This is a genomic window from Caballeronia sp. M1242 (assembly GCF_017220215.1).
In the GTDB taxonomy this organism is placed as follows: Bacteria; Pseudomonadota; Gammaproteobacteria; order Burkholderiales; family Burkholderiaceae; genus Caballeronia.
In genome coordinates this window covers 543,455-570,312 of sequence record NZ_CP071131.1, presented here as the reverse complement: position 1 = coordinate 570,312, position 26,858 = coordinate 543,455, and the positions used below count along the sequence as shown (strand labels likewise).

23 protein-coding genes are annotated in these 26,858 nt (G+C 64.6%); 9 read left to right on the top strand and 14 right to left on the bottom strand.

Features of this window, described 5'->3' with window-relative positions:
• Nucleotides 1–3: 3 nt before the first annotated feature.
• The 3 genes from JYK05_RS22100 to JYK05_RS22090 all read right to left on the bottom strand — a co-directional run bounded on the left by JYK05_RS22100 (nt 4) and on the right by JYK05_RS22090 (nt 4,253).
• Nucleotides 4–1,584 carry a sodium:alanine symporter family protein gene (locus JYK05_RS22100; RefSeq protein ID WP_206469832.1) on the bottom strand — a complete coding sequence of 527 codons (1,581 nt, stop codon included), beginning with the start codon at nt 1,582–1,584 and terminating at the stop codon, nt 4–6.
• A 297-nt stretch (nt 1,585–1,881) separates the two neighbouring features.
• Nucleotides 1,882–3,594 carry an IlvD/Edd family dehydratase gene (locus JYK05_RS22095; protein WP_206469831.1) on the bottom strand — a complete coding sequence of 571 codons (1,713 nt, stop codon included), beginning with the start codon at nt 3,592–3,594 and terminating at the stop codon, nt 1,882–1,884.
• Nucleotides 3,595–4,109: 515 nt separating this feature from the next.
• Complete coding sequence (locus JYK05_RS22090) at nt 4,110–4,253, bottom strand: hypothetical protein (protein WP_206469830.1); 144 nt, start codon at nt 4,251–4,253, stop codon at nt 4,110–4,112.
• A 4-nt stretch (nt 4,254–4,257) separates the two neighbouring features.
• On the opposite strand from JYK05_RS22090, the gene JYK05_RS22085 reads away from it, so the two are divergent.
• Nucleotides 4,258–5,775 (top strand): ATPase domain-containing protein, encoded by a 1,518-nt coding sequence (locus JYK05_RS22085; RefSeq protein ID WP_206469828.1) that lies wholly within the window; start codon nt 4,258–4,260, stop codon nt 5,773–5,775.
• Nucleotides 5,776–5,779: 4 nt separating this feature from the next.
• A complete protein-coding gene (locus JYK05_RS22080; RefSeq protein WP_206469826.1) occupies nt 5,780–7,471 on the top strand; it encodes a response regulator in 1,692 nt (563 codons plus the stop codon).
• 193 nt (nt 7,472–7,664) lie between these two features.
• On the opposite strand, the gene JYK05_RS22075 is transcribed toward JYK05_RS22080, so the two are convergent.
• Nucleotides 7,665–8,804: a YhcG family protein gene (locus tag JYK05_RS22075; protein ID WP_206469824.1), complete on the bottom strand. Its 1,140-nt coding sequence runs from the start codon at nt 8,802–8,804 to the stop codon at nt 7,665–7,667.
• 184 nt (nt 8,805–8,988) lie between these two features.
• Here JYK05_RS22075 and JYK05_RS22070 point away from each other — a divergent pair, with 184 nt between their 5' ends.
• A complete protein-coding gene (locus JYK05_RS22070) occupies nt 8,989–9,168 on the top strand; it encodes a hypothetical protein (protein ID WP_206469817.1) in 180 nt (59 codons plus the stop codon).
• Nucleotides 9,169–9,523: 355 nt separating this feature from the next.
• Nucleotides 9,524–10,498: a glycosyltransferase family 2 protein gene (locus tag JYK05_RS22065; protein WP_206469815.1), complete on the top strand. Its 975-nt coding sequence runs from the start codon at nt 9,524–9,526 to the stop codon at nt 10,496–10,498.
• Here JYK05_RS22065 and JYK05_RS22060 read toward each other — a convergent pair.
• Nucleotides 10,491–11,120, bottom strand: a complete 630-nt coding sequence (locus JYK05_RS22060) for a CDP-alcohol phosphatidyltransferase family protein (RefSeq protein ID WP_206469814.1) — start codon at nt 11,118–11,120, stop codon at nt 10,491–10,493. The genes JYK05_RS22065 and JYK05_RS22060 overlap by 8 nt on opposite strands.
• Nucleotides 11,121–11,325: 205 nt before the next feature.
• On the opposite strand from JYK05_RS22060, the gene JYK05_RS22055 reads away from it, so the two are divergent.
• Nucleotides 11,326–11,955, top strand: a complete 630-nt coding sequence (locus JYK05_RS22055) for a lysophospholipid acyltransferase family protein (protein ID WP_206469813.1) — start codon at nt 11,326–11,328, stop codon at nt 11,953–11,955.
• 3 nt (nt 11,956–11,958) lie between these two features.
• Nucleotides 11,959–12,888 (top strand): phosphatidate cytidylyltransferase, encoded by a 930-nt coding sequence (locus JYK05_RS22050; RefSeq protein WP_206469812.1) that lies wholly within the window; start codon nt 11,959–11,961, stop codon nt 12,886–12,888.
• Between the two features lie 64 nt (nt 12,889–12,952).
• Here JYK05_RS22050 and JYK05_RS22045 read toward each other — a convergent pair whose 3' ends face one another.
• The 5 genes from JYK05_RS22045 to JYK05_RS22025 all read right to left on the bottom strand — a co-directional run bounded on the left by JYK05_RS22045 (nt 12,953) and on the right by JYK05_RS22025 (nt 18,357).
• Entirely contained in the window at nt 12,953–14,398 is a 1,446-nt protein-coding gene (locus tag JYK05_RS22045) for an NAD-dependent succinate-semialdehyde dehydrogenase (protein WP_175943797.1), read from the bottom strand.
• 162 nt (nt 14,399–14,560) lie between these two features.
• A complete protein-coding gene (locus JYK05_RS22040; RefSeq protein WP_371826461.1) occupies nt 14,561–15,385 on the bottom strand; it encodes a DUF1932 domain-containing protein in 825 nt (274 codons plus the stop codon).
• Between the two features lie 91 nt (nt 15,386–15,476).
• Nucleotides 15,477–16,811, bottom strand: coding sequence for an argininosuccinate synthase (gene argG, locus JYK05_RS22035; RefSeq protein ID WP_175943794.1), 1,335 nt, complete (start codon nt 16,809–16,811; stop codon nt 15,477–15,479).
• A 123-nt stretch (nt 16,812–16,934) separates the two neighbouring features.
• Nucleotides 16,935–17,255 (bottom strand): DUF1330 domain-containing protein, encoded by a 321-nt coding sequence (locus JYK05_RS22030; RefSeq protein ID WP_175943792.1) that lies wholly within the window; start codon nt 17,253–17,255, stop codon nt 16,935–16,937.
• An 85-nt stretch (nt 17,256–17,340) separates the two neighbouring features.
• Nucleotides 17,341–18,357, bottom strand: coding sequence for a 1-aminocyclopropane-1-carboxylate deaminase (locus JYK05_RS22025; protein WP_206469809.1), 1,017 nt, complete (start codon nt 18,355–18,357; stop codon nt 17,341–17,343).
• 176 nt (nt 18,358–18,533) lie between these two features.
• Here JYK05_RS22025 and JYK05_RS22020 point away from each other — a divergent pair, with 176 nt between their 5' ends.
• The gene (locus tag JYK05_RS22020; protein ID WP_175943788.1) at nt 18,534–19,034 is read left to right on the top strand and encodes an Lrp/AsnC family transcriptional regulator; all 501 of its coding nucleotides are present in this window, start codon (nt 18,534–18,536) and stop codon (nt 19,032–19,034) included.
• 14 nt (nt 19,035–19,048) lie between these two features.
• Here the strand turns inward: JYK05_RS22020 and JYK05_RS22015 are convergent, their stop codons facing one another.
• From JYK05_RS22015 to JYK05_RS22000, 4 genes are all read right to left on the bottom strand, one after another.
• Nucleotides 19,049–21,223 carry a TonB-dependent siderophore receptor gene (locus JYK05_RS22015; RefSeq protein ID WP_206469807.1) on the bottom strand — a complete coding sequence of 725 codons (2,175 nt, stop codon included), beginning with the start codon at nt 21,221–21,223 and terminating at the stop codon, nt 19,049–19,051.
• 128 nt (nt 21,224–21,351) lie between these two features.
• The gene (locus JYK05_RS22010; RefSeq protein WP_206469806.1) at nt 21,352–21,798 is read right to left on the bottom strand and encodes a DMT family transporter; all 447 of its coding nucleotides are present in this window, start codon (nt 21,796–21,798) and stop codon (nt 21,352–21,354) included.
• A 9-nt stretch (nt 21,799–21,807) separates the two neighbouring features.
• Nucleotides 21,808–22,989: a Gfo/Idh/MocA family protein gene (locus JYK05_RS22005; RefSeq protein WP_206469805.1), complete on the bottom strand. Its 1,182-nt coding sequence runs from the start codon at nt 22,987–22,989 to the stop codon at nt 21,808–21,810.
• A 39-nt stretch (nt 22,990–23,028) separates the two neighbouring features.
• Entirely contained in the window at nt 23,029–23,955 is a 927-nt protein-coding gene (locus JYK05_RS22000; RefSeq protein ID WP_206469804.1) for a LysR family transcriptional regulator, read from the bottom strand.
• Nucleotides 23,956–24,109: 154 nt separating this feature from the next.
• Here JYK05_RS22000 and JYK05_RS21995 point away from each other — a divergent pair, with 154 nt between their 5' ends.
• Together JYK05_RS21995 and JYK05_RS21990 are read left to right on the top strand one after the other, a co-directional pair.
• Entirely contained in the window at nt 24,110–25,555 is a 1,446-nt protein-coding gene (locus JYK05_RS21995; RefSeq protein ID WP_206469803.1) for a M20 family metallopeptidase, read from the top strand.
• A complete protein-coding gene (locus tag JYK05_RS21990; protein ID WP_206469802.1) occupies nt 25,548–26,837 on the top strand; it encodes an MFS transporter in 1,290 nt (429 codons plus the stop codon). The genes JYK05_RS21995 and JYK05_RS21990 overlap by 8 nt, the downstream gene beginning before the upstream one ends.
• Nucleotides 26,838–26,858: the final 21 nt, after the last annotated feature.

Sequence of the window (26,858 nt, the reverse complement as noted above, 5' to 3'; positions counted from 1 at the left end):
GATTTAAGCGTCGACGGTCTCGCGTTCGTGAACCGGCGCGGCGCGACGCGCATCGCCAGGCCAGCACGCCGTTTTCACTCCGATTTCTTCCGATACGAACGCGCCGCCGCCCGTCGCGCGATAGTGCGCGAGCGCCTTATAGACGAGCGCTTGCCCGAGCAGAACGATCGGCACGTTAAGCAGCACCATCACGATGTTCATCAGGTCCGAGAGCGCCCAGAGGTTCGGCAGTTCGAGCCCGGCCAGCACGGTCAACGCGCCGAACGGCACGAACACCAGCGAGCCGGCCACGCGAATACCGGCGATGAACGCGCGGCGGCGCGAGATGAAGTTCGCCGAGATTTCGGCAAACGAGATCATGCCGAGGAGCGTCGTGAAAGCGAAAAGCCCGTAGCACACGCACATGATGATCTTGATGGCATGCGCGGCCCAGAGCGGCACGAGCGCCTGCACCGAAGCGAGATAGACCGTGATCTTCGAGGCGCGCACGGCTTCCCATGCCTGCCCGTCGACGGTTCCGGTCCACACGTGCGCCATCACGACGATAAAGCCGGTCATCGTGCAGATCACCATCGTGTCGAAGAACACGCCGAGGCTCTGCACGAAGCCTTGTTCGCACGGATGCGCGTTGTCGGCGATGGCCGCCGCCATCGTGATGGTGCCCTGCCCCGCCTCGTTCGACATGAGGCCGCGCTTCACGCCCTGCGCGAGCGCCGTGCCGATCGCGCCGCCGAAGAGTGCACGCGGCGCGAACGCGCCGACGACGACCTCGCGAAAGAAGTAAGGCACGAGCGGCAGATTGATCAGGATGATGACGAGCGACATCGCGCAAAAGAGCGCGGCCTTGATCGGCACCAGCACGTCCGTGTAAGCCGTGACGCGCCTGATGCCGCCCATGATGATGAACGCGCACGCGAAAACGAGCGTCGCCGCGATGCCGTAGTACGCGGTGGATTGCCGGGCGAGGTGCTCGCCTGCGACGGTATCGGCAATGGTGCCCATCGCGGTGAAGACGTTGAACGTTTGCGGCGGCACGTTGAATAATGCATAGACGATAAACACGAGCGACAGGAACGTGCCCACGATGCGCCGTCCCCCGAGCACGCGCCGCCCGTAGAACGGCAAGCCGCCGACGAACTCGTCGCCGTTCTTCTCCTTGAACAACTGCGCGAGCACGGATTCCATGAAGGCCGTCGCCATGCCGAAGAAGGCGGCGACCCACATCCAGAACAACGCGCCGGGACCGCCGACCGAAATGGCGCCTGTAATGCCGACGATGTTGCCCGGCCCGGCGCGCATCGCCAGTCCGAGCATGAATGAAGCCATCGCGCTCACGCCCGTTCTGGACGACTGCCTGCGCTGCATGATGCGCACGATCTTGCGCATGTTCATCGTCTGGACAAAGCGCGTGCGGATGCTGAAGTGGATGCCTACGCCGACCAGCAGCAGAATCGCGAACGGAAACCGGCCGAGCACGGGGATGCGCGAATAGGCCGCGAAGTTGGTCGGAAAATCCCAAAGAAAATCGGAAATGGGCGCGATGAACGCAAAGAACGCGTTGACGGATTGGAAAAGGTCTTCCACGCGGGCTTTCCTTCTGTTTTCTGATGCTTCGAGCTGTTTAAGGCGGAAGTTCGATTGAGTGAACCGGATTCGCTGGGATCAGGCGCTGTCGCAGGCGCGCGCGCACCCGCGCGCGCCGTGGCGGGCGGCCATTATACGGTGCCGGCTGGCGGCGCTTTGGGCGCATCGCGGACAGGACTGCGCGGCTCGCCCGCGCGACGCGGCGATGGCGGCTTCGGGTTGCCGAACGAATCGTACTTGCATGTTCGATCAGTGATGCGCGCCGGGGCGCGCGCCTTCCCGCGCGATGGACGACGCTCAGGAATCCTTCGATACCGCCTGCAGGAAATCGAAGTCGCAACCCGCATCGGCCTGTAATACGTGCTCCTGATACAGCTTCTGATAGCCGCGCAGCACGCGCTTGGGCGGTTTGACATCGGCTGCGCGGCGCGCGAGTTCGGCCTCATCGACCAGCAGGTCGATACGCCGATCGCGCACCGAAAGCCGGATGCGGTCGCCGTTGCGCACAAGCCCGATCGGCCCCGCGAGCGCGGCTTCCGGCGTGACATGCAGCACGATGGTTCCATATGCAGTGCCGCTCATGCGCGCATCCGAAATGCGCAGCATGTCCTTCACGCCCTTCTGCGCGAGCTTCTTCGGAATCGGCAGATAGCCCGCTTCGGGCATGCCCGTGCCGCTCGCGGGACCGGCGTTTTGCAGCACGAGAATGTCGTCGGCCTCGACATCGAGCGCGGGATCGTCGATGCGCGCGGCCAGGTCTTCGAGCGATTCGAAGACCACGGCGCGGCCCTCTTTCTCGAAGAGCGCCTTGTCGGCGGCGGATCGCTTGAGAATCGCGCCGCGCGGCGCAAGCGAGCCGAACAACGCGACGAGCCCGCCTTGCGGTTCGACCGGGTCGGACAGCTCGCGCACGATGCGATGATCGACCCACGCCTCGCGCTCCGCCGCGATGCGTTCGCCGAGCGTTTCGCCGGTGACGGTCATCGCATCCAGATGCAGCTTCGGCGCGAGTTCGCGCAGCACCGCCGTCATGCCGCCCGCAGCGAAGAAGTCTTCCATGTAGTGCTCGCCCGTCGGCTTCAGATTGACGAGCACCGGCGTGTCGTCGGAGAGCACGTTCAGCCGTTCGAGCGACACCGGAATGCCGAGCCGCCCGGCGACGGCGGTCAAGTGGATGATCGCGTTAGTCGACCCGCCGATGGCCAGCAGCACGCGTAGCGCGTTCTCGACGGACTTCTCCGTGATGATCTGGCTCGGGCGCAGCGGCGCGCGAATGAGCTGCACGGCGCGCGCGCCGCTCGCTTCGGCGGCGCGAATGCGGTCGGCATGGACGGCGGGAATCGCGGCGGTGCCCGGCAGCGACATGCCGAGCGTCTCCGCGATGCACGCCATGGTGCTTGCCGTGCCCATCACCGCGCAGGTGCCGGCGGTGGTCGCGAGCCGCCCTTCGATCTGGTCGATCTCCTGCTCGCCGACTTCGCCCGCGCGGAACTTGCCCCAGAAGCGGCGGCAGTCGGTGCACGCGCCGAGGCGCTCGCCTTGATGACGGCCGGTCATCATCGGTCCGACGACGAGTTGCACGGCGGGGATATCGGCGGCAGCGGCGCCCATCAATTGCGCGGGCACGGTCTTGTCGCAGCCGCCGATCAGTACCACGGAGTCCATCGGCTGGGCGCGCAGCATTTCCTCGACGTCCATGCTCATGAGGTTGCGGAACATCATCGAGGTCGGATTGAGGAACACTTCGCCGAGCGAGATGGTCGGAAAGTCGATGGGCAAGCCGCCCGCTGCGAGCACGCCGCGCTTGACTGCTTCGACGAGCTCCGGCATGCCGCGATGGCAATTGTTGAAGCCCGATCCGCTCGATGCGATGCCGACGATCGGCTTGGTCAGCATGTCGGAGGTGTAGCCCATCGAGCGGGCGAACGAGCGGCGCAGGTACAGGGCGAATCCGCGATCGCCGTAGTTGGTCAGGCCTTTGGACAGGCCTTCAGTCTTTTTTTCTGGCATTTGGTTGGGTGTCTCCGGTTTCTTTTGCTTGTCTGCTGCTGGGGCGGTTGTATTGTCATTCTATGGAACTTGTATTCGTGTCGGTGTATTAGCGTTGCCCCTCCCCGGGGCGGGGGTCACTTTCTTTGCCGCTGCAAAGAAAGTAACCAAAGAAAGCAGCTTTTCTGGCCCGCAGCACTAGCAGTGTGGCCACTCCGCAGTCAGTCCGTGGCACTCAACTTATAAACAGCCCTGGAGCACCTTCCACGCCCACTATCACCACGTCCTCCGAGCCCCTTGGCTCGATAAAACCGTCGGGAATAGCGCTCATGTCATGGCTGCCGCGGCCCCATGATTTTGCGTTCATCCAAAGCTTCAAGAAGAGCGTCAGCGAACGCAAAGCGGCGATGCTCATCAACTCGAACACCGCGCCATCAAGAACCGCCGTCTATCGATGCGCTCGCTGCTCCACCCAACGAAACCAGCCGCACCCTCTCATCGATGTGGTAGCCTTCGCCGACCATCGAACGAATGCTTTAGGCGGCCGCCCGCCGCAGCCACGCCCGCGCGAACCGCGCGTCCGCTCCGCCATCCGCCTGCCGCGCTACGACGACGAGCCCGGCCTGCTTCTTGCAGTCCCCGTAGCGGACATCGCCCATCTCGTCGATCATCAGAAGCAATCACATGCCAGACAACATCTCCGCGCCACAACGGGGGCGCATTCAATCCGGGATCGAAGGAATCGACGATATCCTGGGCGGCGGGCTCACGCCGCACCGCATGTATCTGGTCGAAGGCGCGCCCGGCGCAGGTAAAACCACCCTCGCCTTGCAGTTTTTACTCAAAGGCGCCGAGGTCGGCGAGCCGGGGCTGTACATCACACTGTCCGAAACGCGGGACGAACTCGTCGCCGTCGCCGAAAGCCACGGCTGGGACACAAGCCGCTTCACCATCATCGAACTATTGTCGGACGAAGGGCTCGATCCCGCTTACGAGCAGACCGTGCTGCATCCCGCCGAAGTCGAACTCGGCGAGACCGTGCGCGACGTGATCGCCAAAGTCGATGAACTGAAGCCCGCCCGCCTCGTCTTCGACAGCCTCTCCGAACTGCGTATGTTGTCGCAGAATTCGCTGCGCTATCGCCGCCAGATTCTCGCGCTCAAGCGCTATTTCGCCACGCGCGCCTGCACCGTCATGCTGCTCGACGACCACACGTCCGAAACCGGCGACTTGCAGCTGCACAGCATCGCGCACGGCGTCATCAGCCTCGACAACCTCGTGCACGACTACGGCGGCGAGCGCCGGCGCATACGCATCGCGAAAATGCGCGGCATCCGGTTCCGCGAAGGCTTTCACGACATGACGCTGAAGACGGGCGGCATCGAGGTGTATCCGCGGCTCGTCGCGGCGGAGCATCACGCGGACTTCGCTTCGGATTCGCTCAGCACCGGAACGCGTGAGCTGGATGCGCTCATGGGCGGCGGCCTCGTGCCGGGCACCAACACGCTGATCGTCGGTCCGTCGGGCGTCGGCAAGACGACGACGGTCGCCTCGTGTCTGCTCGCCGCGCTCAATCGCGGTCAGCCGTGCGTCTACTATCTCTTCGACGAGACGCTGATGACGCTCGTGCGCCGCTCGACGAGCCTCGGCATCGACCTCAGACCGCATCTCGACAGCGGCCTCTTGACGCTGCGCCAGATCGATCCCGCCGAGATCTCGCCCGGCGAATTCACGAGCGACGTGCGCAAGAGCGTGGAGCAGGACGGCGCGCGCTTCGTCGCCATCGACAGCCTGAACGCGTATCTGCAGGCCATGCCCGGCGAGCGCTATCTGCTGCTTCAGATGCACGAGCTGCTCACGTATTTGAACCAGCGCGGCGTCATCACCATGCTCGTGCTGGGCCAGCACGGGATCATCGGCGAGATACAGAGCGATATCGATATCAGCTATCTCAGCGACGTCGTGCTGCTCTTTCGCTATTTCGAACGCCAGGGCGAAGTGCTCACCGCCGTGACCGCCGTCAAGAGCCGCGCCAACGGCCACGAACGCTCGATCCGTCAGTTCCGGCTCGGCAGCAAGGGCTTGAACGTCGGCGAGGCGCTGCGCGATTTCGAAGGCGTGTTGAGCGGCCTGCCGACTTACCGGGGCGATACCGCCATGCTCGCCTCATCGGAGGGCGAGCCGGCCTCGCCACGGGAATAACGCGATGGAACATCGCGTACTGATCGTTGCGCCTTTCGGCCGCGACGCCGAGGTCATCGTCGATGTCCTCAAGACGGAGGGCCGCGAGTGCTTCGTTTGCGCCGACTCGCGCGTGCTCGTGACCGAACTGGACCGGGGCGCGGCCGTCGCCATCATCACCGAAGAATCGCTGCTGGACGACAGCGCGATGGCCCTTGCCGCATGGATCGAACAGCAGCCCGCATGGTCGGATTTCCCGATCGTGCTGCTCTCCGGGCGGCTGCCGGGCAGGCGCTCCGCCAAGAGCATCGAGATGCTGGAGCGGCTCGGCAACGTGCTGGTGCTCGAACGGCCGCTCAACTCCGAAACCTTGCGCCGCGCCGTGGCGTCGTCGTTGCGGGCGCGCGCCCGGCAATACGATGCGCGCAGGCACCTCGCCGAGTCGGAGCAGCATCTCATCGACCGCGTCAAGGCGCAGGAAGCGCTCCAACGGCTCAACGAATCGCTCGAAAGCCGCATCGCGGAACGCACGCACGAGCTCGCGTCGGCCAACAACCGTCTGATGCGCGAGATTCACGAACGCGCCAAGGTGCAGGCCGTGCTCGTGCAGTCGCAGAAGATGGAAGCGCTCGGGCAGCTGACCGGCGGCATCGCGCACGACTTCAACAACCTGCTGAACGTGATCATGGCCAACGCGGAACTGCTCGCGCGCATCAGCAAGGACGAGCGCGTGCTCAAGATGGCCGCGACCACTAAGCGTGCGACCGAGCGGGGCGCGAAGCTGACCGCGCAATTGCTGACGTTTTCGCGCACGAGCAATCTGGATTTGAAAGCGGTGAACGTGGCCGCGCTGTTGCACGGCATCCGCGACATCATTTCGATCTCGCTCGGCTCGACCATCGCGCTGTCGATCACGACTGCGTCCGACGATCTCTGGACGCAAGCCGACGCGAACCAGCTCGAACTCGCGATACTCAATCTCGCGATCAACGCCCGCGACGCGATGCCGAACGGCGGCCGCCTGGCGATTCACGCCGAAGAACGGCCGAGCGTCGACGAAGCGCTCGCGCCGGGCCGTTACATCGTCATCAGCGTGACCGATTCGGGCTCGGGCATCGAGCCGGGCGTGCTCTCGCGCGTATTCGATCCCTTCTTCACGACCAAGCCGGTCGGCAAGGGAACCGGCCTGGGTCTCAGTCAGGTGTACGGCATTGCGCGGCAAGCGGGCGGCGTCGCGCGCATCGAAAGCGAAGTGGGCAAGGGCACCACCGTGCAGATCTGGCTGCCGTTCGGCGCGCGGGATCCGTCCGAAGGAGCGTTAGACGCGGACCCGCGCGACGATACGGCGACGCCGTGCCGCATCCTCGTCATCGAGGACGACGAGGACGTGCGCACGATGATCGTCGATTGTCTCGAAGCGCTCGGTTATCACGTCACGCAGGCGGAGGACGGGCCGAGCGGCCTCGCGCGTCTCGATGCCGACAACCCGGACGTGATGATGGTCGATTACGCGATGCCGGGCATGAACGGCATACAGGTGCTCGCGAGCGCCCGCGAATCGCGCCCCGACCTGCCGGTGATCCTCGCGACCGGCTACGCGGACGTCGATGTCACGACCATCACCGACCGGCGCTTCACCGCGCTTCGCAAGCCGTTCCAGCTCGAAGACCTTGCGCGCGCCGTGCGTCTCGCGCTGAAAAGCGCCGAGAAGACCTGAGGGGCGCGGACATTGTTGAATCGGCCCGGTCGCATCGCGCCGCACGAGCCAGCGATTCACCGGCGGCGCAAAGGCCTTTCGTGCACGTGTATGTAGATCGCGAGACCCGGCGGCGCAAGCGGCTCTCGCAAGCATGGCGCTCGGCGTTGAGCGCGCTGAAACCGGTAGCGGCGTAAGACGCGGTGGGAAGCGACTACGCTTCGCCGCCGTCCGCGAGCCGCCGGGCCTCCAATTCTCTTCGCACGCGCGCCAGTTCTTCGGCGAGCACCGCCTCGTCCGGCAGCATCATGTGGTATTCGGCGGCGAGCACCTTGTTCGGCAGGCCGTCGAGCGCGTATTTCGCGACCGCCGCATTGGTCCGTGCGCATAGAATCAGCCCCACCGGCGGGTTCTCGCCCGGCAGCATCCAGTGCTCTTTCGCGTAGTTGCAGTACATGTGCATCTGCCCGACATCGGCGTGATTGAGCTCCGTCAGCTTCAAGTCGATGATGACGAGACACCGCAGCCGCCGGTGAAAGAACAGCAGATCCACGCGATACCAGCTGTCGCCGATGCGCAGGCGCCGCTGCCGCCCGACGAACGTGAAGTCGCCGCCCAGTTCCAGCAGGAAGTCCTCGAGCCGATGAATCAGGGCGTCCTCGAGCTGGCTCTCCGAGTACTCGTCCTTCAGGTCGAGAAATTCGAGCACGTACGGGTCCTTGATGGCTTCTTCGGGCGTGACGATGTCGCGGCTCTCGGCAATGGCGCCCTTCTCCAGCATCGCCCGCTTGTCGCGCGACATCAGCGTGCGCGAATAGAACTGGCTGCCGATCTGCCTGTCCAGTTGCCGCACGCTCCAGCCGCCGCGCAGCGCTTCGGCTTCGTAGAAACGCCGTTCGTCGTCGGAACGGGTGCGCCGCATGAGGTGGACGTAATGCGTCCATGAAAGCGGGAACCGCTCGGCTAATTGCGCGAGCGTCGAAATCCGAATCGCCGGTTCGGATTTTCCCGCGGACGCGGACGCCGCCGAATTCCGAATCGGCGATTCGGAAATCCCGGCGCTCGCGTACGACTGGTAGAAGAGGCGCATCAGCTCCAGATTGTCGACGCCGAAGCCGCGCCCGAAGCGCTTCGTCAGATCGGCCGAGAGCCGCTGCAACAACGCCTGACCGTACGCCGCGCGGCCCGCGCCGCCCTGCTCGAATTCGACGATCCGGTGCCCGATGCGCCAGTACGTCGCCGTCATCAGCGCGTTGATGCTGCGCGCCGCCGCCTGACGCCCCTGTTCGAGCAACGCCAGCACGTCGCCGAGCGTCGCGTCGTAGTCGTCCTCGGGCAGCATCACGTCGTTCATCGTCGTTCTTCCTTTCCGCTGCGCACATGGCGCGTTCGAGCGAAGTGTCGCATACGCGCGTGTGTCGCCGAGCGCACATTATTGTCCGATGAATCGCCCTACGCTGTGGCCCTTCAGGCGGATCAGCGTTCGGCGGTCAATGACTCGATATTTCACCTCAAGGCAAGGCGCCATCAAGCGTCTGATGGAACTCAAGCGGGAGCTCGCGCGAATGAATCGCGCGGCGCCGGCTATCGACGGATGTCGCACGGACGGCATCGAAATAGCCGGCCTCGATCAGGTGTTGCTCGACGTGCGCGCGGGGCGCGTGTGCTGGTACCGGCACTCGGCGGCGCACGAAGACCAAGTGGTATTCATTAGCTGAAGCGCGCGGCTCACGGCTTCGGTTCGTGCGGCGTCGTCGCGGGTTCGTCCGGGTCGACGCGCGCTCTGAGCGACGCGTTTCATGCGCGGCCACGCCGCAGCGAGAGCGGCGTTTCGGCGAACGCGGCGCATCGCGCGGAGTCGGCATCGTCAAAAGTCGTCTCAGGTCGCGATGCCTGTGCGTCAGCCAGCAAGCAACGCACCCTGCGGCGCAACGCCGCCTATGTGCGCTGCCGCACGATCCCCCACGATTCGTCACGGTAGTCTCGACGGCGGTCCACCGCCGTTTCATCGCGAGGCCGCCTTCCAACGGTGCTCCATACCGCCCCTTCCCCCGGCCAACCGTGAGAGCCTGCATGCCTATACCGAAAGTCAGCATTCTTCTGCCGATGTACGACGTGGAAGGATGCATCGCGGAATGCGTCCGCTCGATTCTCGCGCAGACGCGCACCGACTTCGAGATCATCGCAGTCGACGATTGCAGTCCCGACCGCTCCGGCGAAGTCGCGCGCGCGCTGCTCGAAGCGCAGGACGTCATTCCGTGGAAGCTCGTGCGCAATGAGAAGAACGTTGGCATTGCCGAGACGCGGCGCATCGCGGTGAGTCACGCGAGCGGCGAGTACGTGCTGTGCGTGGACAGCGACGATTTCGTCGCGCCGAACGTGGTGGAAGTGGCGTGCCGCGAAGCCGACCAGCACGGCGCGGACGTGGTGATCTTCGCGGCGAAGTGCATCGACCCGCAGGGACGCGAGGTCTATCGCGTCAAGACCGGCAACGAGACCATCACCGGACTTCAGGCGGTGGGCCGCATCATGGACCTGAGCTTGCAGGCGTACTGCTGGAACAAGCTCTTCAGGCGCGAACTGTTCGCCTCGGTCGAGCATCCGGCGGGGCTCATCTACGAAGACATTCTCGTCTGCGTGCAGGCGCTTTCGCGCGCGCGCGTGGTGCGGCTGATTCCCGACGAACTGTACTACTACGTGAAGCGCGGCAACGGGCTTTCGGTGCGCTTCAACCCGCGTATCGTGGACCTGTTCGAAATCATGGACCGCGTGGAGCGCGACACGCGCGGGCTGCCCATCGACAATGGCAGCCAGCTCTTCTTCCGGCTCAAGTATGTGTACGCGTACCGGAACATCGCGTTCGAAGCCGCGCGCCTCGCGCCCGATTACGCGACGGCAGCGCCGATACTCGACAGCGTGGCGAGCAAGCTGCGCTTCACGCACGTCGGCAAGATCTACGCGGACAAGCGGCCCAAGTTATCCGTCGCCATGTGTCTTTTGAAGATCCATCCGCGCATCTTCTATCGCTTCGTGCGGAGCTTCAACTGACGTCGCTTGTGATGCTTGCGCGGTTCGCCTCCGCGACGCCCGCACGCACTCGCCGAATCGCCGTCACGAGCGACAAGACGATCAACACGCGCCACAGTCCCACGCCGGCCGCGCCGATCGTGCCACCCGCGCCGATCCACAGCGCAAACGCGCCCAGTACGAAGGCGCGGTCGCTCTTGCCGAACGGTCCGTCGTAACGCCGGCTTGCGCCTGCGAGCGGCCCGGCGAGTCCCGCGCATTCCACGATCACCGCCAGGAGCGCGAAGAGCCAGACATCGGCCGCGCAAAACGCCTGCACCGCGAGAAACGGCAGCGTGAGCGCGACGTCGGAGACCACATCGCCCAATTCGTTCAGGTACGCGCCGAGCGCGCTCTTCTGGCCGTGCTCGCGCGCCAGCATGCCGTCGATGGCATTGAGCGCCATGCGGATGAAAAGCCAAAGCGGAATCAGCAGGAACAGCGAACGGCGCGGCGAGCCGAACGCCGCAATTGCGCCTACCGCGATGGATCCGCCCGCCGCGGTCAACGTCACCTGATTAGCGGTCACGCCGTGGCGATACAGCCAGTCGGTCAGCGGACGCAAGAGATTCTGGAAGCGGGGTTTGAGTGCGTAGAGGCTCATGAGACGCGTCGGATATCGGAAAAGAGGCGCTACTATCGCGGCCCTTTCCGCACGCGTCAAACGCTAAGGATGCCGAAGCTCAACAATTGAGCAGGTTTGTCACAGCATCGCCGATATCTGGCAAATCTCGTTACTGCGCATTGCAAGCGAACGGCGGATGTGAAAGGAATAGCGGCCCGACACTCACCCTTCGCACTCTCACCCGATGAAACTTATGCATGTCTGGCAGCGCGACCTGCTGCTCGCGCTCGTGCGGCTCATTGCGGGCGCGTATCCGGTATGGCATTGCGCCGCGCCGACCGCCACGCAGAAGCTCTATTTCTCGAATCACACGAGCCATATCGACACCCTCGCGATCCTCGCCGCACTGCCACGCGAATTGCGCGATGCCGTGCGGCCTGTCGCCGCGCGCGATTACTGGGCCACCGGGCGCATCAAGCGACATATCGCGCGCAATTTGCTCAACGCGGTATTGATCGACCGCCGCCGCGAGACGGAAGGCGATCCGCTCGATCCGGTGCGCGATGCGCTCGCGCAAGGCCACTCGATCATCATCTTCCCCGAAGGCACGCGCGGCGCCGATGCGCTGCCGCAAGCGTTCAAAAGCGGGCTCTTTCATCTGGCGAGCGAGTTTCCGGACGTGGCGCTGACGCCCGTGTATCTGGAGAACCTTCAGCGAATCATGCCGAAAGGCGCTATCTGGCCAATTCCGCTCATCTGCAAGGTGCACGTCGGCGCGAGCGAAACACTGCGCGACGGCGAAGAGAAAGCGCCGTTTCTCGCCCGAATGCGCGACGCCGTGAGCGCGCTCGCTCAATCAGCACATCGAAATTAATCTATGCCGACTTCATTCTGGAATCTGGTCGCGGGTGTCGTGGGCGCGCTGACCTTCGCGACGCTGATCGGCGCAGTGCTCGGCGCGCGCGCAAAGGGCACAAGCGCGACCATCGTCAATCTGAACCAGCGCATCCGTGCCTGGTGGGGCATGATCGCGGTGATGGTCGTCGCCATCGGTCTCGGCGACAAGGCGACGTTCGTCGTCTTCGCGCTGCTTTCGTATCTCGCGCTGCGCGAATTCATCACGCTCACGCCGACCACCGCGAGCGATCACACCACGCTTTTCGTCGCGTTCTTCGTCGCGGTGCCGGTGCAATACGTGCTGCTCGGCATCGACTGGTACGGCATGTATTCGATCTTCGTGCCGGTGCATCTTTTCTTCGCGATGTCGCTCGTCTCCGCGCTCACGCAGGACACGCGCGAGTTTCTGAGCCGCAACGCGCGCATCAACTGGGCGCTGATGGTGTGCGTGTACGGGCTGAGTCACGCGCCCGCGCTGCTGACGCTCGATATTCCCGGTTATCGCGGGCAGAACGCGCTGCTGCTGTTCTTCTTCCTGCTCGTCGTGCAGATCAGCGATGTGTTGCAGTATGTCGTCGGCAAGCTCTTCGGGCGGCGCAAGATCGCGCCGGTGCTGTCGCCTTCGAAGACCGTGGAAGGTTTCGTCGGCGGCGGATTGCTCGCGACCCTGTGCGGCGCGGCGCTGTATCGGGTGACGCCGTTCGGATTCGGCGCGGCGTTTCTCATGTCGCTCGCGATCGTGCTCGCGGGCTTCGTCGGCGGGCTCGTGCTGTCGGCGGTCAAACGCTCGCTCGGCGCGAAAGACTGGGGCGTGATGATCGCGGGGCACGGCGGCATGCTGGATCGCGTGGATTCCGTCTGCTTCGCGGCGCCGGTGTTCTTTCACCTCGTCCGATATTTCTACGTTTGAGCGCCGCAAAAGAAAGCGGCCCCTTGCGGGGCCGCCAAGCGTCATTGCGGGCAAAGAGCGGAGATCAGACCGCCATCACCGTCACCGACTTCGACACGAGATACGGCTCCAGCGCCTCGGGTCCGCCTTCCGAGCCGTAGCCCGAATCCTTCACGCCGCCGAACGGCATTTCCGGCCACGGCGTCGCGGGCTGGTTGATCCACAGCATGCCCACTTCCAGCTGGTTCGTGAGCAAGTGCACGTTCTTGAACGAGCGCGTGAACGCGTAGCCGGCAAGACCGTACGGCAGCCGGTTCGCCTCGGCGATGGCGTCCTCCAGCGAATCGAAGCCGCGAATGGCCGCGACCGGGCCGAACGGCTCGTTGTTGAACACGTCGGCCTCGAGCGGCACGTCGGTCAGCACAGTCGGCGCGAAGAAGTTGCCCGCCGAGCCGATGCGCTCGCCGCCCGTCGCGATCTTCGCGCCCGCCTGACGCGCGTTCTCGACGACGCTCGCCATGGCGGTGATGCGCCGCGCGTTGGCGAGCGGCCCGAGCGTCGTGCCTTCGGCGAGGCCGTCGCCGACCGAGAGGCTCTCCGCGTGCTTGACGAGCGCCTTCGCGAAGTCGTCGCGCAGGCTGTTGTGAACCAGAAAGCGCGTCGGCGAGATGCAGACCTGACCCGCGTTGCGGAACTTGGCCGCGCCCGACGCCTTCACGGCAAGCTCGACGTCCGCGTCTTCCGCGACGATCACGGGCGCGTGGCCGCCGAGTTCCATCGTCGCGCGCTTCATGTGCTGGCCGGCGAGCGCCGCGAGTTGCTTGCCGACGGCCGTCGAGCCGGTGAACGTCACCTTGCGGATGACCGGATGCGCGATCAGGTACTTCGAGATTTCGGGCGGATCGCCGAACACGAGTCCGAGCACGCCGTTGGGCACGCCCGCGTCGGCGAACGCGCGGATGAGTTCGGCAGGCGATGCCGGCGTTTCTTCCGGCGCCTTCACGATGAACGAGCAGCCCGTCGTGAGCGCGGCCGAGAGCTTGCGCACCACCTGATTGACCGGGAAGTTCCACGGCGTGAACGCGGCGACCGGGCCGACCGGCTCCTTCACGACCGTCTGCTGCGCGTTGACGTTGCGCGGCGGCACGATCCGGCCGTAGACGCGGCGCCCTTCGTCCGCGAACCATTCGATGATATCCGCCGCCGAATTCACTTCGATGCGCGCTTCGGCAAGCGGCTTGCCCTGCTCCATCGTCATCAGGCGCGCGATGCTGTCGGCGCGTTCGCGCACGAGCGCGGCGGCCTTGCGCATCAGCGAGGCGCGTTCGAGCGCGCTCATCTTGCGCCACGTCGCGAAGCCCGCTTGCGCGGCGGCCACGGCGCGATCAAGATCCGGAATGCCGGCGCGCGCGACGGTGCCGATTTTCTCGCCGGTGGCCGGGTTCACCACGTCGAGCGTGGCGCCGCCCTGCGCGTCGCACCATTCGCCGTTGATATAAAGACGCGTGTTCTGATACGTACCTGCAGTCATTGAGCACCTCTTGCTGAGAAAATGGTCCGCGCCGGTGCGTTTCCGGCGCGGCGTCTATTGCACGACGATTGCCGCTTCGGCGCTTCGGCGCGTGCGCCGCGCTGCATCGTCGTCAAAAAGAAAAGGATACGGATTAAATCGCGGGCGTGCATGGGTCGCCCTTCACTCTCCGCGCTTGCCGAAGAAGTCGATGAGCGCGTCGGTCGCAGCCTTGTCGTTCGCGAGCCGCGCGTAAAGGCCCGCCGCGCCGTCGTAGATGCGATGCTCCGGGTACGCATCGCCGATGAACGCGGCGATCTCTTCCATCTCCGCGACCCAGCGATACGCTTTCGGCGGCATGCGCGGCACGTTCCCGGCAAGCCATGCGGCAAGCTCGGGCTGGCTCTCGCGGAGTTCGTCGAAGAGCGCCTGTCCCGCGCCGTTGCGCAGAGCGGCAAGCGACATGGCCGAGCCAAGCGCCGTCAGCCCTTTCGTGATGCCCGCATACGACATCTTGAGCGCCGACGCCGCGCCGACCGGGCCGTCGAGCACGCGCACGTTCAGGCCCGCTTCGCCGAGCACGGCTGCGCGCGCGGCGTGCGGTCCGGACAAGTAGAACTTCGGCGCAGACGGCGGCCCGATGATGGCGGCATCAACGAACGGCGCGCCGGTGGCATCGACCGTTCGGGCGATGGTCGCGGCGGTTTCGGGGCTGATGGCGTTGCAATCGACGTACACGGCTTTTCGGTCCGCCTGCGCGAGCGCGGGCGCGAGCCGTTCGGCAGATTGCACGGCGACGGCCGGCGGCACGATAGAAAGAATGAAATCGCACGCGGCCAGTTCGGCGAGGCTCGCGTCCTCCATGCCCGCGTCGTTTGCACGAGCGGCGCTCGCGGCGCTGCGGCCTTCGAGCGTCGTGAGCACGCGCGCGCCGGAGGCAGACAGCGCCCGGCCGACCGCCGATCCCATGCTGCCCGCGCCGAGCAGCGCAATGGTCAAACGAGTCAAGTGCGGCTCCTTGCGGATCGGTGACGAGACCCACAGGATACGCGGATGAGCGCGCGCTCGCAGCGCTCATCCGGCAACCGGACGCGTGGCTTTAAGCCTCGTCGCCCTTGATCTGCGGCAGCGCGGACGCCTCGCCCGGCGTGAGCAGCCCGACTTGCGCGTAGATGCGCAGCTTGTCGCGCGTATCGGTGATGTCCAGATTGCGCATCGTCAACTGGCCGATGCGGTCGCGCGGCGAGAACGTCGATGCCACCTTCTCCATCGACAGGCGTTCCGGCTGATACGTCAGATTCGGCGATTTCGTGCTGAGAATCGAGTAGTCGTTGCCACGGCGCAGTTCGAGCGTCACTTCGCCGGTGATCGCGCGCGCGACCCAGCGTTGCGCGGTTTCGCGCAGCATGATGGCCTGCGAATCGAACCAGCGGCCCTGATAGAGCAAGCGCCCGAGGCGGCGGCCGTTTTCGCGATACTGCTCGATGGTGTCTTCGTTATGAATGCCCGTCACGAGCCGTTCATACGCAATATGAAGCAGCGCGAGTCCCGGCGCTTCATAGATGCCGCGGCTCTTCGCCTCGATGATGCGGTTTTCGATCTGATCGCTCATGCCGAGGCCGTGACGCCCGCCGATGCGGTTCGCTTCCAGAAGCAACTCCACCGCGTCGGTGAACGTCTTGCCGTTCAGCGCGACCGGGCGGCCTTCCTCGAAGCGGATCGTTACTTCTTCCTTGTCGATCTTCACGTCGTCGCGCCAGAACGCGACGCCCATGATCGGATTCACGATCTTGATGCCCGATTCGAGGCTTTCGAGGTCCTTGGCTTCGTGCGTGGCGCCGAGCAGGTTCGAATCCGTCGAATACGCCTTTTCCGCCGACATCTTGTATTCGAAGCCCGACTGGCGCATGAACTCCGACATTTCCGCGCGGCCGCCGAGTTCGTCGATGAACGTCTGGTCAAGCCACGGCTTGTAGATCTTCAGGTCCGGATTCACGAGCAGGCCGTAGCGGTAGAAGCGCTCGATGTCGTTGCCCTTGTACGTGCTGCCGTCGCCCCAGATGTTGACGCCGTCTTCCTTCATCGCGGCGACGAGCATGGTGCCGGTCACGGCGCGGCCGAGCGGCGTCGTGTTGAAGTAGGTGACGCCCGCCGTCGAGATATGGAACGCGCCGCATTGCAGCGCGGCGATGCCTTCCGCGACCAGTTGCGCGCGGCAGTCGATCAGGCGCGCGCCTTCCGCGCCGTATTGCGTGGCGCGGCGGGGAATGGAGTCGTAGTCGTCTTCGTCGGGCTGGCCGAGGTTGGCCGTGTAGGCGTACGGCACCGCGCCCTTCAGGCGCATCCAGTGCAGCGCGGCGCTGGTGTCGAGTCCACCTGAGAACGCGATACCGACTTTTTGCCCAGTCGGAAGGCTTTCAAGAATTGTGCTCATTAGCGAAACCGTTAAGTCGACGTACGGGAAAAGGTGCAACTGGGCAGTATCAACCATGACCGGTGATATGACAAGTTTGCGCCAAAACCGCGCGTGTAGACGGTCGTTCGCCGCGAGCCGCCGCTAGTGCAGGATGTCGGTCGCCTTGTGCGTCGGATCGACGCCGTCGATCAAGAACACCGCGCCGCGCGCGTGGCGGGTGCGTAGCGGCAGGATGCGCCGATACGCGTCGGACTCGTACCATCCCCGCGCGGCCGATGAATCCGGAAACGCGATCACGATGAGATCGCCGTGCCACGCGCCCTCGCGCACGTCGCACGGCCCGCCGTGAATGATGAAGCGCCCGCCGAACGGCGCGAGCGTGGCGTCGATTTGCTCAAGATACGCGACGATATCCGCGCACATCTCGACTTCATACAGATGCCCAACGGCGTAAGCAGTCATTTCGCGGCTCCTTCTTCTGTGTGAGGATGCCGCCGATCTTGCCGGCCGGCGCGCGTCGCGTCGATTACGTGCGAGGTAAAGCGAGTCAGCCGTTGCGAAACAGGTAGCTGTAGGCATTAAGCGCGGGTACGCCGCCCAGATGCGCGTACAGCACTTTCGACCCCTCGGGGAACTCGCCGTTGCGCACCATCTGGATCATGCCGTCCATCGACTTGCCTTCGTACACGGGATCGGTCAGCACGCCTTCCAGCCGCGCGCACAGGCGAATGGCGTCGAGCGTGCCTTCGTTCGGCAGGCCGTATTCGGGGCCGCCGAAGCGCGTGTCGAGAATCACGTCGTCGCGCGTGATGTCCTGGCCGAGAGCGACGAGTTCCGCCGTGTGCTTTGCAATGCGCGTGATCTGATCGTGCGTCTGCTGCGGTTTCGCGGACGCGTCGATGCCGATGACGCGCCGCGCCCGGCCGTCCGCCGCGAAACCGACGACCATGCCCGCCTGGGTGCTGCCCGTCACCGAGCACACCACGATGTAGTCGAACTTGAAGCCCAGCTCGGCTTCCTGCTGCCGCACTTCCTCCGCGAAGCCGACGAAACCCAGCCCGCCCAGCGGATGCTCCGAGCAGCCCGCCGGTATCGGGAACGGCTTGCCGCCCGCCGCGCGCACGCTGTCCATCGCGTCCTGCCAGCTTTTGCGGATGCCGATATCGAAGCCGTCGGGCACGAGCCGCACGTCCGCGCCCATCATGCGCGACAACTGGATATTGCCGACGCGGTCGTAGACGGCGTCCGAGTAGTTGACCCAGTTTTCCTGCACGAGCACGCACTTCATGCCGAGGTGGGCGGCGACGGCGGCGACCTGACGCGTCTGATTCGATTGAATGCCGCCGATGGACACGAGCGTATCGCAGCCCTGTTCGAGCGCCTCGGGAATCAGGTATTCGAGCTTGCGCGTCTTGTTGCCGCCGAACGCGAGACCGCTGTTGCAGTCCTCGCGCTTCGCATAGAGCTCGACTTTGCCGCCGAGATGCGCGCTCAGGCGCTTGAGCGGCTGAATGGGCGTCGGCCCGAAAGTGAGCTTATAGCGGGGAAAACGTTGCAGGTTCATGGTCGGCATCCTGTGCGATTGAGGTCGGGCTGCCGCGCGTGATCCGCGACGCCTGACGGAAATCGTAGTCAATCTGACGGATGTCGGCGTTGCGAAGAAATCGGCTTTGGCCTAACGTGACCCCTTATGGGTCAGACCAAGCGCAGTTTTATTTCTTCGGATGGTGCTCGCACGCAATGAAAAAAACCACGCCACGGCGAGAGCCGCCAGCATCGGGCATCGAGATCGATCGCGTCGATCGCGCGATCCTGCGCCAGCTTCAGCGCGATGCATCCATCTCCAATGTCGCGCTCGCCGCCAAGGTTCACCTGAGCCCGCCGGCGTGTCTGCGGCGCGTCGAGCGGCTGCGCGAAGCCGGGCTGATTCGCGGCACGGTTGCGCTGCTGAACCCGAAGGCGCTAGATGCGGGCATGCTCGTGCTGATCGGCGTGGTGCTCGACCGCTCGACGCCCGAGTCCTTCACGGATTTCGAGAAGGCTGCGCAGAAGGTGCCGGGCTGCATGGAGTGTCACGTCGTTACCGGCGAGTTCGATTTCTTCATGCTGATTCGCACGCGCGACAGCGACAGCTTCAACCGGCTACACGCGGAGAAGCTGCTGTATCTGCCGGGCGTCCGGCAGATACGGACCTTCGTGGTTCTGCGCGAGATTCTCTCGACGACAGCATTCCCCGTGTGACGCGCGCAGGTGTTCTACCAGCGATAGTTCATGCCCGCGAACACTTGCCGCCCGTAGCCGAACGCGCACCAGCTTCCGTAGTAGCACGACGCCACGTACTCTTTGTCGAAGAGATTCTGCGCGTTGACATACAACTCCGCGCCCTTCAGCTGCGCGGCCGCGCGGCCGAGGTCGTAGCGCAGCGTGGCATCGACCAGGAAGAAGCTCTGGACCTTGAAGTCGTTCTGCGTGCTGTACGTCGTGCCGGTGTATCGCCCGCCCGCGCCGAGCGAGAGACCTGCAAGCGGCCCGCGATTGATCGTGTAATACGCCCACAACGACGCCTGGTTCTGCGGCACCGCCGGCAGATGCTTGCCTTGTAGGCCGCCGTTGTCCTTCGTGTAGACGGTATTCAAATACGTATAGCTTCCCGTCACGTTCAACGAATCGGTGAGACTGACCTTCGCTTCGAACTCGACGCCGCGCGAGCGTGCTTCGCCGGTTTGCGACTGGAAGTTCGGGTTCGTAGCATCGACGGTCAGCAGGTTTTCGCGCGTCAGATCGAATAGTGCCGCCGTGAAAAGCGCGTCGTAACCCTTCGGCTGATACTTCACGCCCACTTCGTATTGATGCCCGCGCTCCGGGTCGAACGCGCGGCCGTTGATGTCCGTGCCCACTTGCGGTGTGAACGACTCCGTATAGCTCACATACGGCGCAATGCCGTTGTTGAACACATACGTCAAACCGGCGCGGCCCGTGAACGCGCGGTCGGACTGGCTCGACGACGTGCCGAACGTTTCGTTGCGCGTCTTGCTGTTGATCCAGTCTTCGCGCCCGCCGAGCGTGAGGATCGCGTTGCCGAAACGCGCCTGGTCTTGCGCATATACGCCGTATTGCGTGCCGCTCAACACCTGCTTCGACAACTCAGGCACGGCAATGGTCTGGTTGTACACGGGCGCGTACATGTCGATGGAAGGCGCCGTGCCGAAGCCCGAGACGAAGTTCGTCGCGTAGTGCTGATAGTCGAAGCCGACGAGCAACGTGTGGTCGATCGGCCCGGTCGAGAAGTTGCCTTCGAGTTGATTGTCCAGCGCGACCGTATTGAGATTGTCCTGCGAATAGGCGGTGCCGCGATCCAGCGTGCGCAGATCGTCTTCCAGCGCGCTCGCGTAGACGCTCTTGTAGTCCTGCGCCAGATGCATGTAGCGGCCGTTCGCGCGGAACGTCCACGCGTTGGTGAGGCGTCGGTCGAACTTGTAGCCGACGGATTCCTGCACGCGATTGAAGCTCTCGAAGCTCGGATCGCCGTCGTAGAAATTGCTCGGCAGCTTGCCGTTCGGGTTATAGAGCACGGTGCCTTGCGGCGGCACGCTGCCGTAGGAAGAACTGCGCGGATCGTGCTGATACAGGCCGAACAGCGTAAGCGATGTCTTGTTGTCCGGGCGCCAGGTGAACGACGGCGCGATCGCGATGCGCTCGTTCTTCGTCATGGCAACCTGTCCGTCTTCCTTGCGTCCGATGCCGGTCACGCGAAAGAGGTAGCGGTCGTCGCCGGCAATCGGCCCGGATAGATCGAACTTGCCCTGCACATGCCCGTAGTTGCCGACTTCGACGCCCACTTCGTGCAGCGGCTCGACAGTCGGCAGCTTGCTTTCCATGTTGAGCAGCCCGCCCGCCGCGGCTTGCCCGTACAACACGGACACCGGCCCTTTCAGGACTTCGACGCGATCCATCAGATACGGGTCGAGTTGCGGTGTCGAATACCAGCCGTTGCCGATGAGCTTCAGGCCGTTCCAGTACGTGTCGGCGTCGAAGCCGCGCACCTTCAGCAGATCGTAGCGCGTGGCGATGGCGCCGCGCGTTTCCGGCGTCACGCCCGACACGTAGCGCACGGCGGCATTCAGCGTCTGCGCGTTTTGCTGATCCATCTGATCGCGCGTGACGACGGAGACCGACTGCGGCGTCTCGATGATCGGCGTGCCGGACTTGAGCGCCGTGGAACTGGACTTCGCGACGTAGCCTTTCGTCGGTCCGTACGGCGCGTCCTGATCGCTTTGAGCCGTCACTTTCACCGCGGGCAGCGTGCTTTCCGCTGGCGCGGTGTCGGCGTCGACCGATTGCGCATTCACGCATGCGCTCGCCGTGAACAAAAGCAGCGCGGCCGTTCTCAGCGGTCGCAGCGCGAACCGGCTGGTCTTGTCTGAATTCATGCTCTTTCTCGTAGCCGTCGTGGTTTTAAATGCGAATCATTATTATTCAACGGCGGATTGTGCCCGCTGGCTTTACGTTTGTAAAGCTACCGGCGACGCGCGTCAATGCGAGCGTCGAACGGGCGCAGTCAGAAGATCGCGATGAGAATGACGCCCGCGACAGCCAGGCCGGCGCCGAGCAGACGCAACGCGCTGGCCTCGCGCACTTCGAAGCCCATGAGGCCGAAGTGGTCGAGCGCGATCGATGTCACGACAGCAGAAATGACGACGATCGTCGTGAAGGTGGCCGACCCGAGCTTGCGCGTGATGAGGAGCGAGCACATTAGAAAGAGCGCGTTGCAGATGCCGCCGATATACGCCCACCACGGCAGGCTGCCGAGGCGCGAGAGCGCGGGCCGCACGCCGAAGCCGAAGAACGGCACGCATACGGCAAGACACGCCGCGCCGATCAGATAGACGATCAACGCGGATACAATCGGCTCGTGCAGCCCCTTGAGCAGCGCCGAGTTGCTGCCCGATTGCAGCGGGTTCGAGACGCCCGCCAGTACCGCGAAGACCGCGAGTAGCCAGTGCATGATGTGGCCTCAGACAGTGAGCCGGGCGTCGCGGAACGCGTCCCGCTCGGCGACCGCGGGAAGCTGCACCGGCCGATTTTCCGCCGCCGAGCGATAGATCGCTTCCATGATCCTTTGATCCTGTAGGCCCTCTTCGCCGGGCGTCGCGGGCGTTCTGCCGGTCAGAATGCATTCGGCCATGTGATCGATCTCCGCGCCGAACTGGTTCGCGTCTTCGAGCACGCGCTCTTCGCGCACCTCGACGTCCTCGCGTTCTGGCGAGCGATGCTGCACCGACAAGCGCAGGCCTTTGTACGCGAACGCCGGATCGAGCACCACCGTTCCGCGCTGAAAGTGAAGGCGTGCGACGCGCGATTCATGCGCATCGTAAGCGGCCGAGCAACGCGCGACGACGCCCGACGGAAAGCGCATCTGCCACGAAATGTTCTCTTCGACTTCCGCGAAGCGCGCGTCGCCCGGCGTGCTCCACGCCCAGGCCGACACTTCGATCGGCTCTTCGCCGGTCACGAATCGCGCGAAGTTCAGGCAATAGAGTCCGATGTCCGGCAACGATCCGCCACCCGCGAGGCGCTTGTCGTGCCGCCATTGATCCGCCTCGCCCTGCACCTGACCGTTATGCGCTTCGATTATCTTCAGTTCTCCGAACGTTTTCGATCTTGCCAGCCGCGCGGCCTCTCGATTATGCGGTTCATATTGCAAGCGGTACGCGACCATCAGCATCACGCCCGCATCCGCGCATGCGCGAATCATCTCTTCCGCTTCGGCCGATGTATTGCTCAACGGCTTCTCGCACAGCACATGCTTGCCGATGCCCGCCGCCGCAATCACCTGTTCGCGATGCAAGCCGTTGGGCGTCACGATATAGACGGCCTGCACGTCGTCGTTGGCGGCGAGGCGCGGCCATTCGTCGTAGCCGTACACCGCGTCGGCAGGCGCGCCGTATTGACGCGCCACGCGCTCGCCCTTTGCCTTGTCGCCGGTCATCACGGCTGCGAGGCGCGCGAGCTTCGATGAAGCCAGCGCGGGCAAGATCGAATCGAGACTCAGACGGCCGAGGCCGACGATGGCGAAGCCCACCTTGCGATCAGGCGCAAGCGGCGGTAGCTCGACAGGCGAGCGCCGCTCCGAAGCGCCGACGAAGGGCGGGCGTGTCTCGGGTTTGTCCTGCCCGGTCGATGGCAAGCCTGACATGATGTGCTCCGTGAGTCGCAATGCCGTTTGGCGTTGGCATCAGCTAGAGCAACGGCTATTCCTGTCGATGATCGCCGGGTCTTCTATCGCGTCCTTCAGCAGAGCGACGAATGCCGCGACGGGCTGCGGCAGCGTGCGTCCTGCCATCGTCTGAATTTGCAGCGTGCGTTGATGCAGCTCGGGATTCAAGATCGGCACGGCGGCAAAGCCCTCGGCACCAAGACGGCTGCGCACCGTGAGATAGCCGGTGAGCGTGATGGCGTCCGTGAGCCGCACGAAGCCTTGCAGCGCCATGTGGTAATTGCCGACGAAGACCGGCTCGAACACGAGTCCTTCGAGACTGCATGCGATGTCGAAGAGTTGTCGAAGCGTCACGCCCTGGCTATGCATCGCGAGCGGCCATGCATGCAAGTCAGCGAGCGACACCGATTCGCGCGATGCGAGCGGATGGTCGCGCCGCATCAGCGCATAGACCGGCGCGCGTTGCGCGTAATGCACGTGGACGTCCTGCTCGGGCGCCATGCTGAAGCACACGGCGATGTCGTGCGAGCCGTCGCGCACGCGCTGTGTCGCAATGGACGGCGCCGAGACGTCGAGCTGAAAGTGCGCGCGCGGATGCGTGGTCAGGAAGTGCGCGAAGGCTTGCGGCAGGAAGTCGGGCGCCACGCCTTCGGATGCCGCGATGCGAATCGTCGCGCGTCCGCTCGCGGCGAGTCCGCGAATCTCGTCGATCACGCGCTCGTCTTCCAGTTGACTGCGACGCGCGTGATTGGCGAGCAGGCGGCCGGCTTCGGTCAGCACCATGCCGCGCGGGCGTCGCTCGAAAAGCGGCGTGCCCATTTGCTCCTCGATTTTTGCGATCTGCCGGCTGAGCGCGGACACGGCGACGAAGAGCCGCTCGGACGCCTTGCTGAGCGATCCGCTGCGCGCCACTTCGAGGAAATAGCGTAAAGCCGTCTGGTCCATGCGCCGTCCGTTAAAGCGTTCAAAGTCGAAGTGCGCGCTTTGCCGTAACGGCAAAGGTCGGTGAGAAATATTGTAATTGTCCAGAAATATCGGCGAGGTCAGCATGAATTGGTCGGCGGCTACGGCTGCCTTTTCAGCTTCGACGGAGACCGACGTGACCCGCGACACCGCCCTTCAAATTGCCGATCGCTACTTTCAGTCCGGCGCGTTTCTCGACGACTTGCAGCGGCGCGTCGCGTATCGCACCGAAAGCCAGGAGGCCGACAGCGCCGCGCGGCTCATGGCTTATCTCACCGAGGAACTGACGCCGACGCTCACGATGTGGGGCTTCCGCTGCCGCGTGGTCGAGAATCCTGCGGCTGGCGCGGGGCCGTTTCTGGTCGCGCATCGCCATGAAGCCGACGACCTGCCGACGGTGCTGACCTACGGCCACGGCGATGTCGTGCGCGGCTACGATGCGCAGTGGCGAGAAGGCTTGTCGCCGTGGAGCGTGACGGTCGACGGCGACCGCTGGTACGGCCGCGGCACCGCCGACAACAAAGGGCAGCACAGCATCAACCTCGCCGCGTTGAAGGCGGTGCTCGACGCGCGCGGCGGCAAGCTCGGCTTCAATCTGAAGCTGCTCTTCGAGACCGGCGAGGAAGTCGGCTCGCCCGGCCTTTCGGCCATTTGCGAGCAGTTGCGCGACGAGCTCGCCGCCGACGCGCTGATCGCTTCCGACGGACCGCGCCTCGCCGCCGACCGCCCGACCCTGTTTCTGGGCTCGCGCGGCGTGATCAATTTCCGGCTCGACGTTAAGCTGCGCGACGGCGCGCATCACTCGGGCAACTGGGGCGGCCTGCTGCGCAATCCGGGCATCGTGCTCGCCAACGCGATCGCGACGATGGTCGACGAGAACGGCAAGATTCTGATCGAAGGCTTGCGTCCGCCGCCGATTCCCGATTCGGTGGTTCGCGCGCTCGCGGACATCACCGTCGGCGGCAATCCGGGCGAACCGGACGTGGACGCCGATTACGGCGAGCCGGGACTCACGCCCGCCGAGCGCGTGTTCGGCTGGAACAATATCGAAGTGCTGGCCTTTCGCGCCGGCAATCCCGACAAACCGGTGAACGCCATTCCCGCAACCGCGTTCGCGCATATGCAGATCCGCTTCGTGGTCGGCACGGACTGGCGCAACTTGCAGCAGATCGTGCGCGATCACCTCGATGCGCACGGCTTCCCGATGGTCGATGTCGAAGTGGAGCGCGGCATGCCCGCGACGCGCGTCGATCCGGACAATCCGTGGGTCAAGTGGGCGCTGCGCTCGCTCACGCAAACCACGGGCACGCGGCCCGTGCTGTTGCCGAATCTCGGCGGCACGCTTCCCAACGACGTTTTCGCCGATGTGCTCGGAATGCCGACGCTATGGGTGCCGCATTCGTATCCCGGCTGCTCGCAGCACGCGCCGGACGAGCATTTGCTCGGCTCGGTCGCGAGCGAAGGGCTGCGCATCATGGCGGGCCTCTTCTGGGACCTCGGCACGCGCGAAGGCGATGCCGCCAACGGCAATCCCGCCGACCATCTGCCGCGCAAGACGAACGGAGGGCTTCGCCATGAGTGATTCGGCCACCATTTCGACGTCGCCCGAAACGCAAGGCAAGGAGCGCAGCGTCGCACGACTGATCGTCGCGACATCGATCGGCAACGCGCTCGAGTTCTACGATCTCGTCGTGTACGGCTATTTCGCCGGGACGTTGTCGAAGCTCTTTTTCCCGACGCACGATCACACCGTCTCCCTCCTGCTCACGCTCGGCACGTTCGCGCTCTCGTATCTCGCGCGGCCGGTCGGCGCGCTCGTGCTCGGCTCGTACAGCGACCGCCGCGGACGCAAGGCCTCGCTCACGCTCTCCATCGCGATGATGACGCTCGGCACCGCCATGGTCGCGCTGATGCCGACTTACGCGACCATCGGGCTCGCGGCGCCGGTGCTGATCTTCGTCTCGCGGCTGTTGCAAGGCTTCTCGGCCGGCGGCGAATTCGGCAGCTCGACGGCCTTTCTCGTCGAGCACGCGCCCGAGCGCAGCGGCTTCATGTCGAGCTGGCAGTTTTCGAGTCAGGGCGCGAGCACGCTGCTCGCATCGCTCTTCGGCGCGGTGTTGACCGGCTCGCTGACGTCCGCGCAGCTCGAAGGCTGGGGCTGGCGCATTCCGTTTCTGTTTGGTGTACTAATCGGACCGATCGGGCTGTATATCCGGCGACGCATCGACGAAACGCCGGAATTCGAGCACGCGGAGAAAGTGGCGTCGCCCGTGCGCGAACTGCTCGCGACGCAGAAGGAGCGGCTGCTCGTGTCGATCGGATCGCTCGTGCTGACGACGACCGCCAACTACATGCTGCTCTACATGCCGACGTATGCCGCGCGGCAGTTGGGACTCGCGCCCTCGTCCGGCTTCATCGCGACGTTGACGGCCGGTTTCATCATGATGGTGCTCGTGCCGGTGGTCGGGCATCTCTCCGACAAGTACGGGCGCACGCGCATCATGCTGATTACCGGCGTGATCTTCTTCCTGACGGTCTATCCGGCGTTCATGTTCATGAACGCGCATCCGTCGCTGCCGACGCTGCTCGCCGCCGTGATCTGGGTCGCGCTCCTCAAGGCGACGTACTTCGCGCCGATTCCCGCGCTGATGTCCGAGCTGTTCCCGACCGCCACGCGCACGACCGGCATGGCCTTCGGCTACAACATCGGCACGACGGTGTTCGGCGGCTTTACGCCGCTCGCCGTGGCGTCGCTCATCGCGTTGACGCATAACAATCTCGCGCCGGGACTGTATCTGATGATCGCGGCGGTCGTGAGTCTCTTCACGCTGGTCTGGGCGCGAAAGCGCCTGGATGTGCGTTGAACGTTTCGAATTCAGCCAGGA

Coding starts and splice junctions, on each gene's coding strand:
- JYK05_RS22015 (WP_206469807.1), bottom strand. CDS start 21,223: ATGAATTCAGACAAGACCAGCCGGTTCGCGCTGCGACCGCTGAGAACG.
- JYK05_RS22055 (WP_206469813.1), top strand. CDS start 11,326: ATGAAACTTATGCATGTCTGGCAGCGCGACCTGCTGCTCGCGCTCGTG.
- JYK05_RS22025 (WP_206469809.1), bottom strand. CDS start 18,357: ATGAACCTGCAACGTTTTCCCCGCTATAAGCTCACTTTCGGGCCGACG.
- JYK05_RS22060 (WP_206469814.1), bottom strand. CDS start 11,120: ATGAGCCTCTACGCACTCAAACCCCGCTTCCAGAATCTCTTGCGTCCG.
- JYK05_RS22095 (WP_206469831.1), bottom strand. CDS start 3,594: ATGCCAGAAAAAAAGACTGAAGGCCTGTCCAAAGGCCTGACCAACTAC.
- JYK05_RS22065 (WP_206469815.1), top strand. CDS start 9,524: ATGCCTATACCGAAAGTCAGCATTCTTCTGCCGATGTACGACGTGGAA.
- JYK05_RS22080 (WP_206469826.1), top strand. CDS start 5,780: ATGGAACATCGCGTACTGATCGTTGCGCCTTTCGGCCGCGACGCCGAG.
- JYK05_RS22000 (WP_206469804.1), bottom strand. CDS start 23,955: ATGGACCAGACGGCTTTACGCTATTTCCTCGAAGTGGCGCGCAGCGGA.
- JYK05_RS22010 (WP_206469806.1), bottom strand. CDS start 21,798: ATGCACTGGCTACTCGCGGTCTTCGCGGTACTGGCGGGCGTCTCGAAC.
- JYK05_RS22050 (WP_206469812.1), top strand. CDS start 11,959: ATGCCGACTTCATTCTGGAATCTGGTCGCGGGTGTCGTGGGCGCGCTG.
- argG (WP_175943794.1), bottom strand. CDS start 16,811: ATGAGCACAATTCTTGAAAGCCTTCCGACTGGGCAAAAAGTCGGTATC.
- JYK05_RS22030 (WP_175943792.1), bottom strand. CDS start 17,255: ATGACTGCTTACGCCGTTGGGCATCTGTATGAAGTCGAGATGTGCGCG.
- JYK05_RS21990 (WP_206469802.1), top strand. CDS start 25,548: ATGAGTGATTCGGCCACCATTTCGACGTCGCCCGAAACGCAAGGCAAG.
- JYK05_RS22070 (WP_206469817.1), top strand. CDS start 8,989: ATGGAACTCAAGCGGGAGCTCGCGCGAATGAATCGCGCGGCGCCGGCT.
- JYK05_RS22085 (WP_206469828.1), top strand. CDS start 4,258: ATGCCAGACAACATCTCCGCGCCACAACGGGGGCGCATTCAATCCGGG.
- JYK05_RS22075 (WP_206469824.1), bottom strand. CDS start 8,804: ATGAACGACGTGATGCTGCCCGAGGACGACTACGACGCGACGCTCGGC.
- JYK05_RS22020 (WP_175943788.1), top strand. CDS start 18,534: ATGAAAAAAACCACGCCACGGCGAGAGCCGCCAGCATCGGGCATCGAG.
- JYK05_RS22005 (WP_206469805.1), bottom strand. CDS start 22,989: ATGTCAGGCTTGCCATCGACCGGGCAGGACAAACCCGAGACACGCCCG.
- JYK05_RS22045 (WP_175943797.1), bottom strand. CDS start 14,398: ATGACTGCAGGTACGTATCAGAACACGCGTCTTTATATCAACGGCGAA.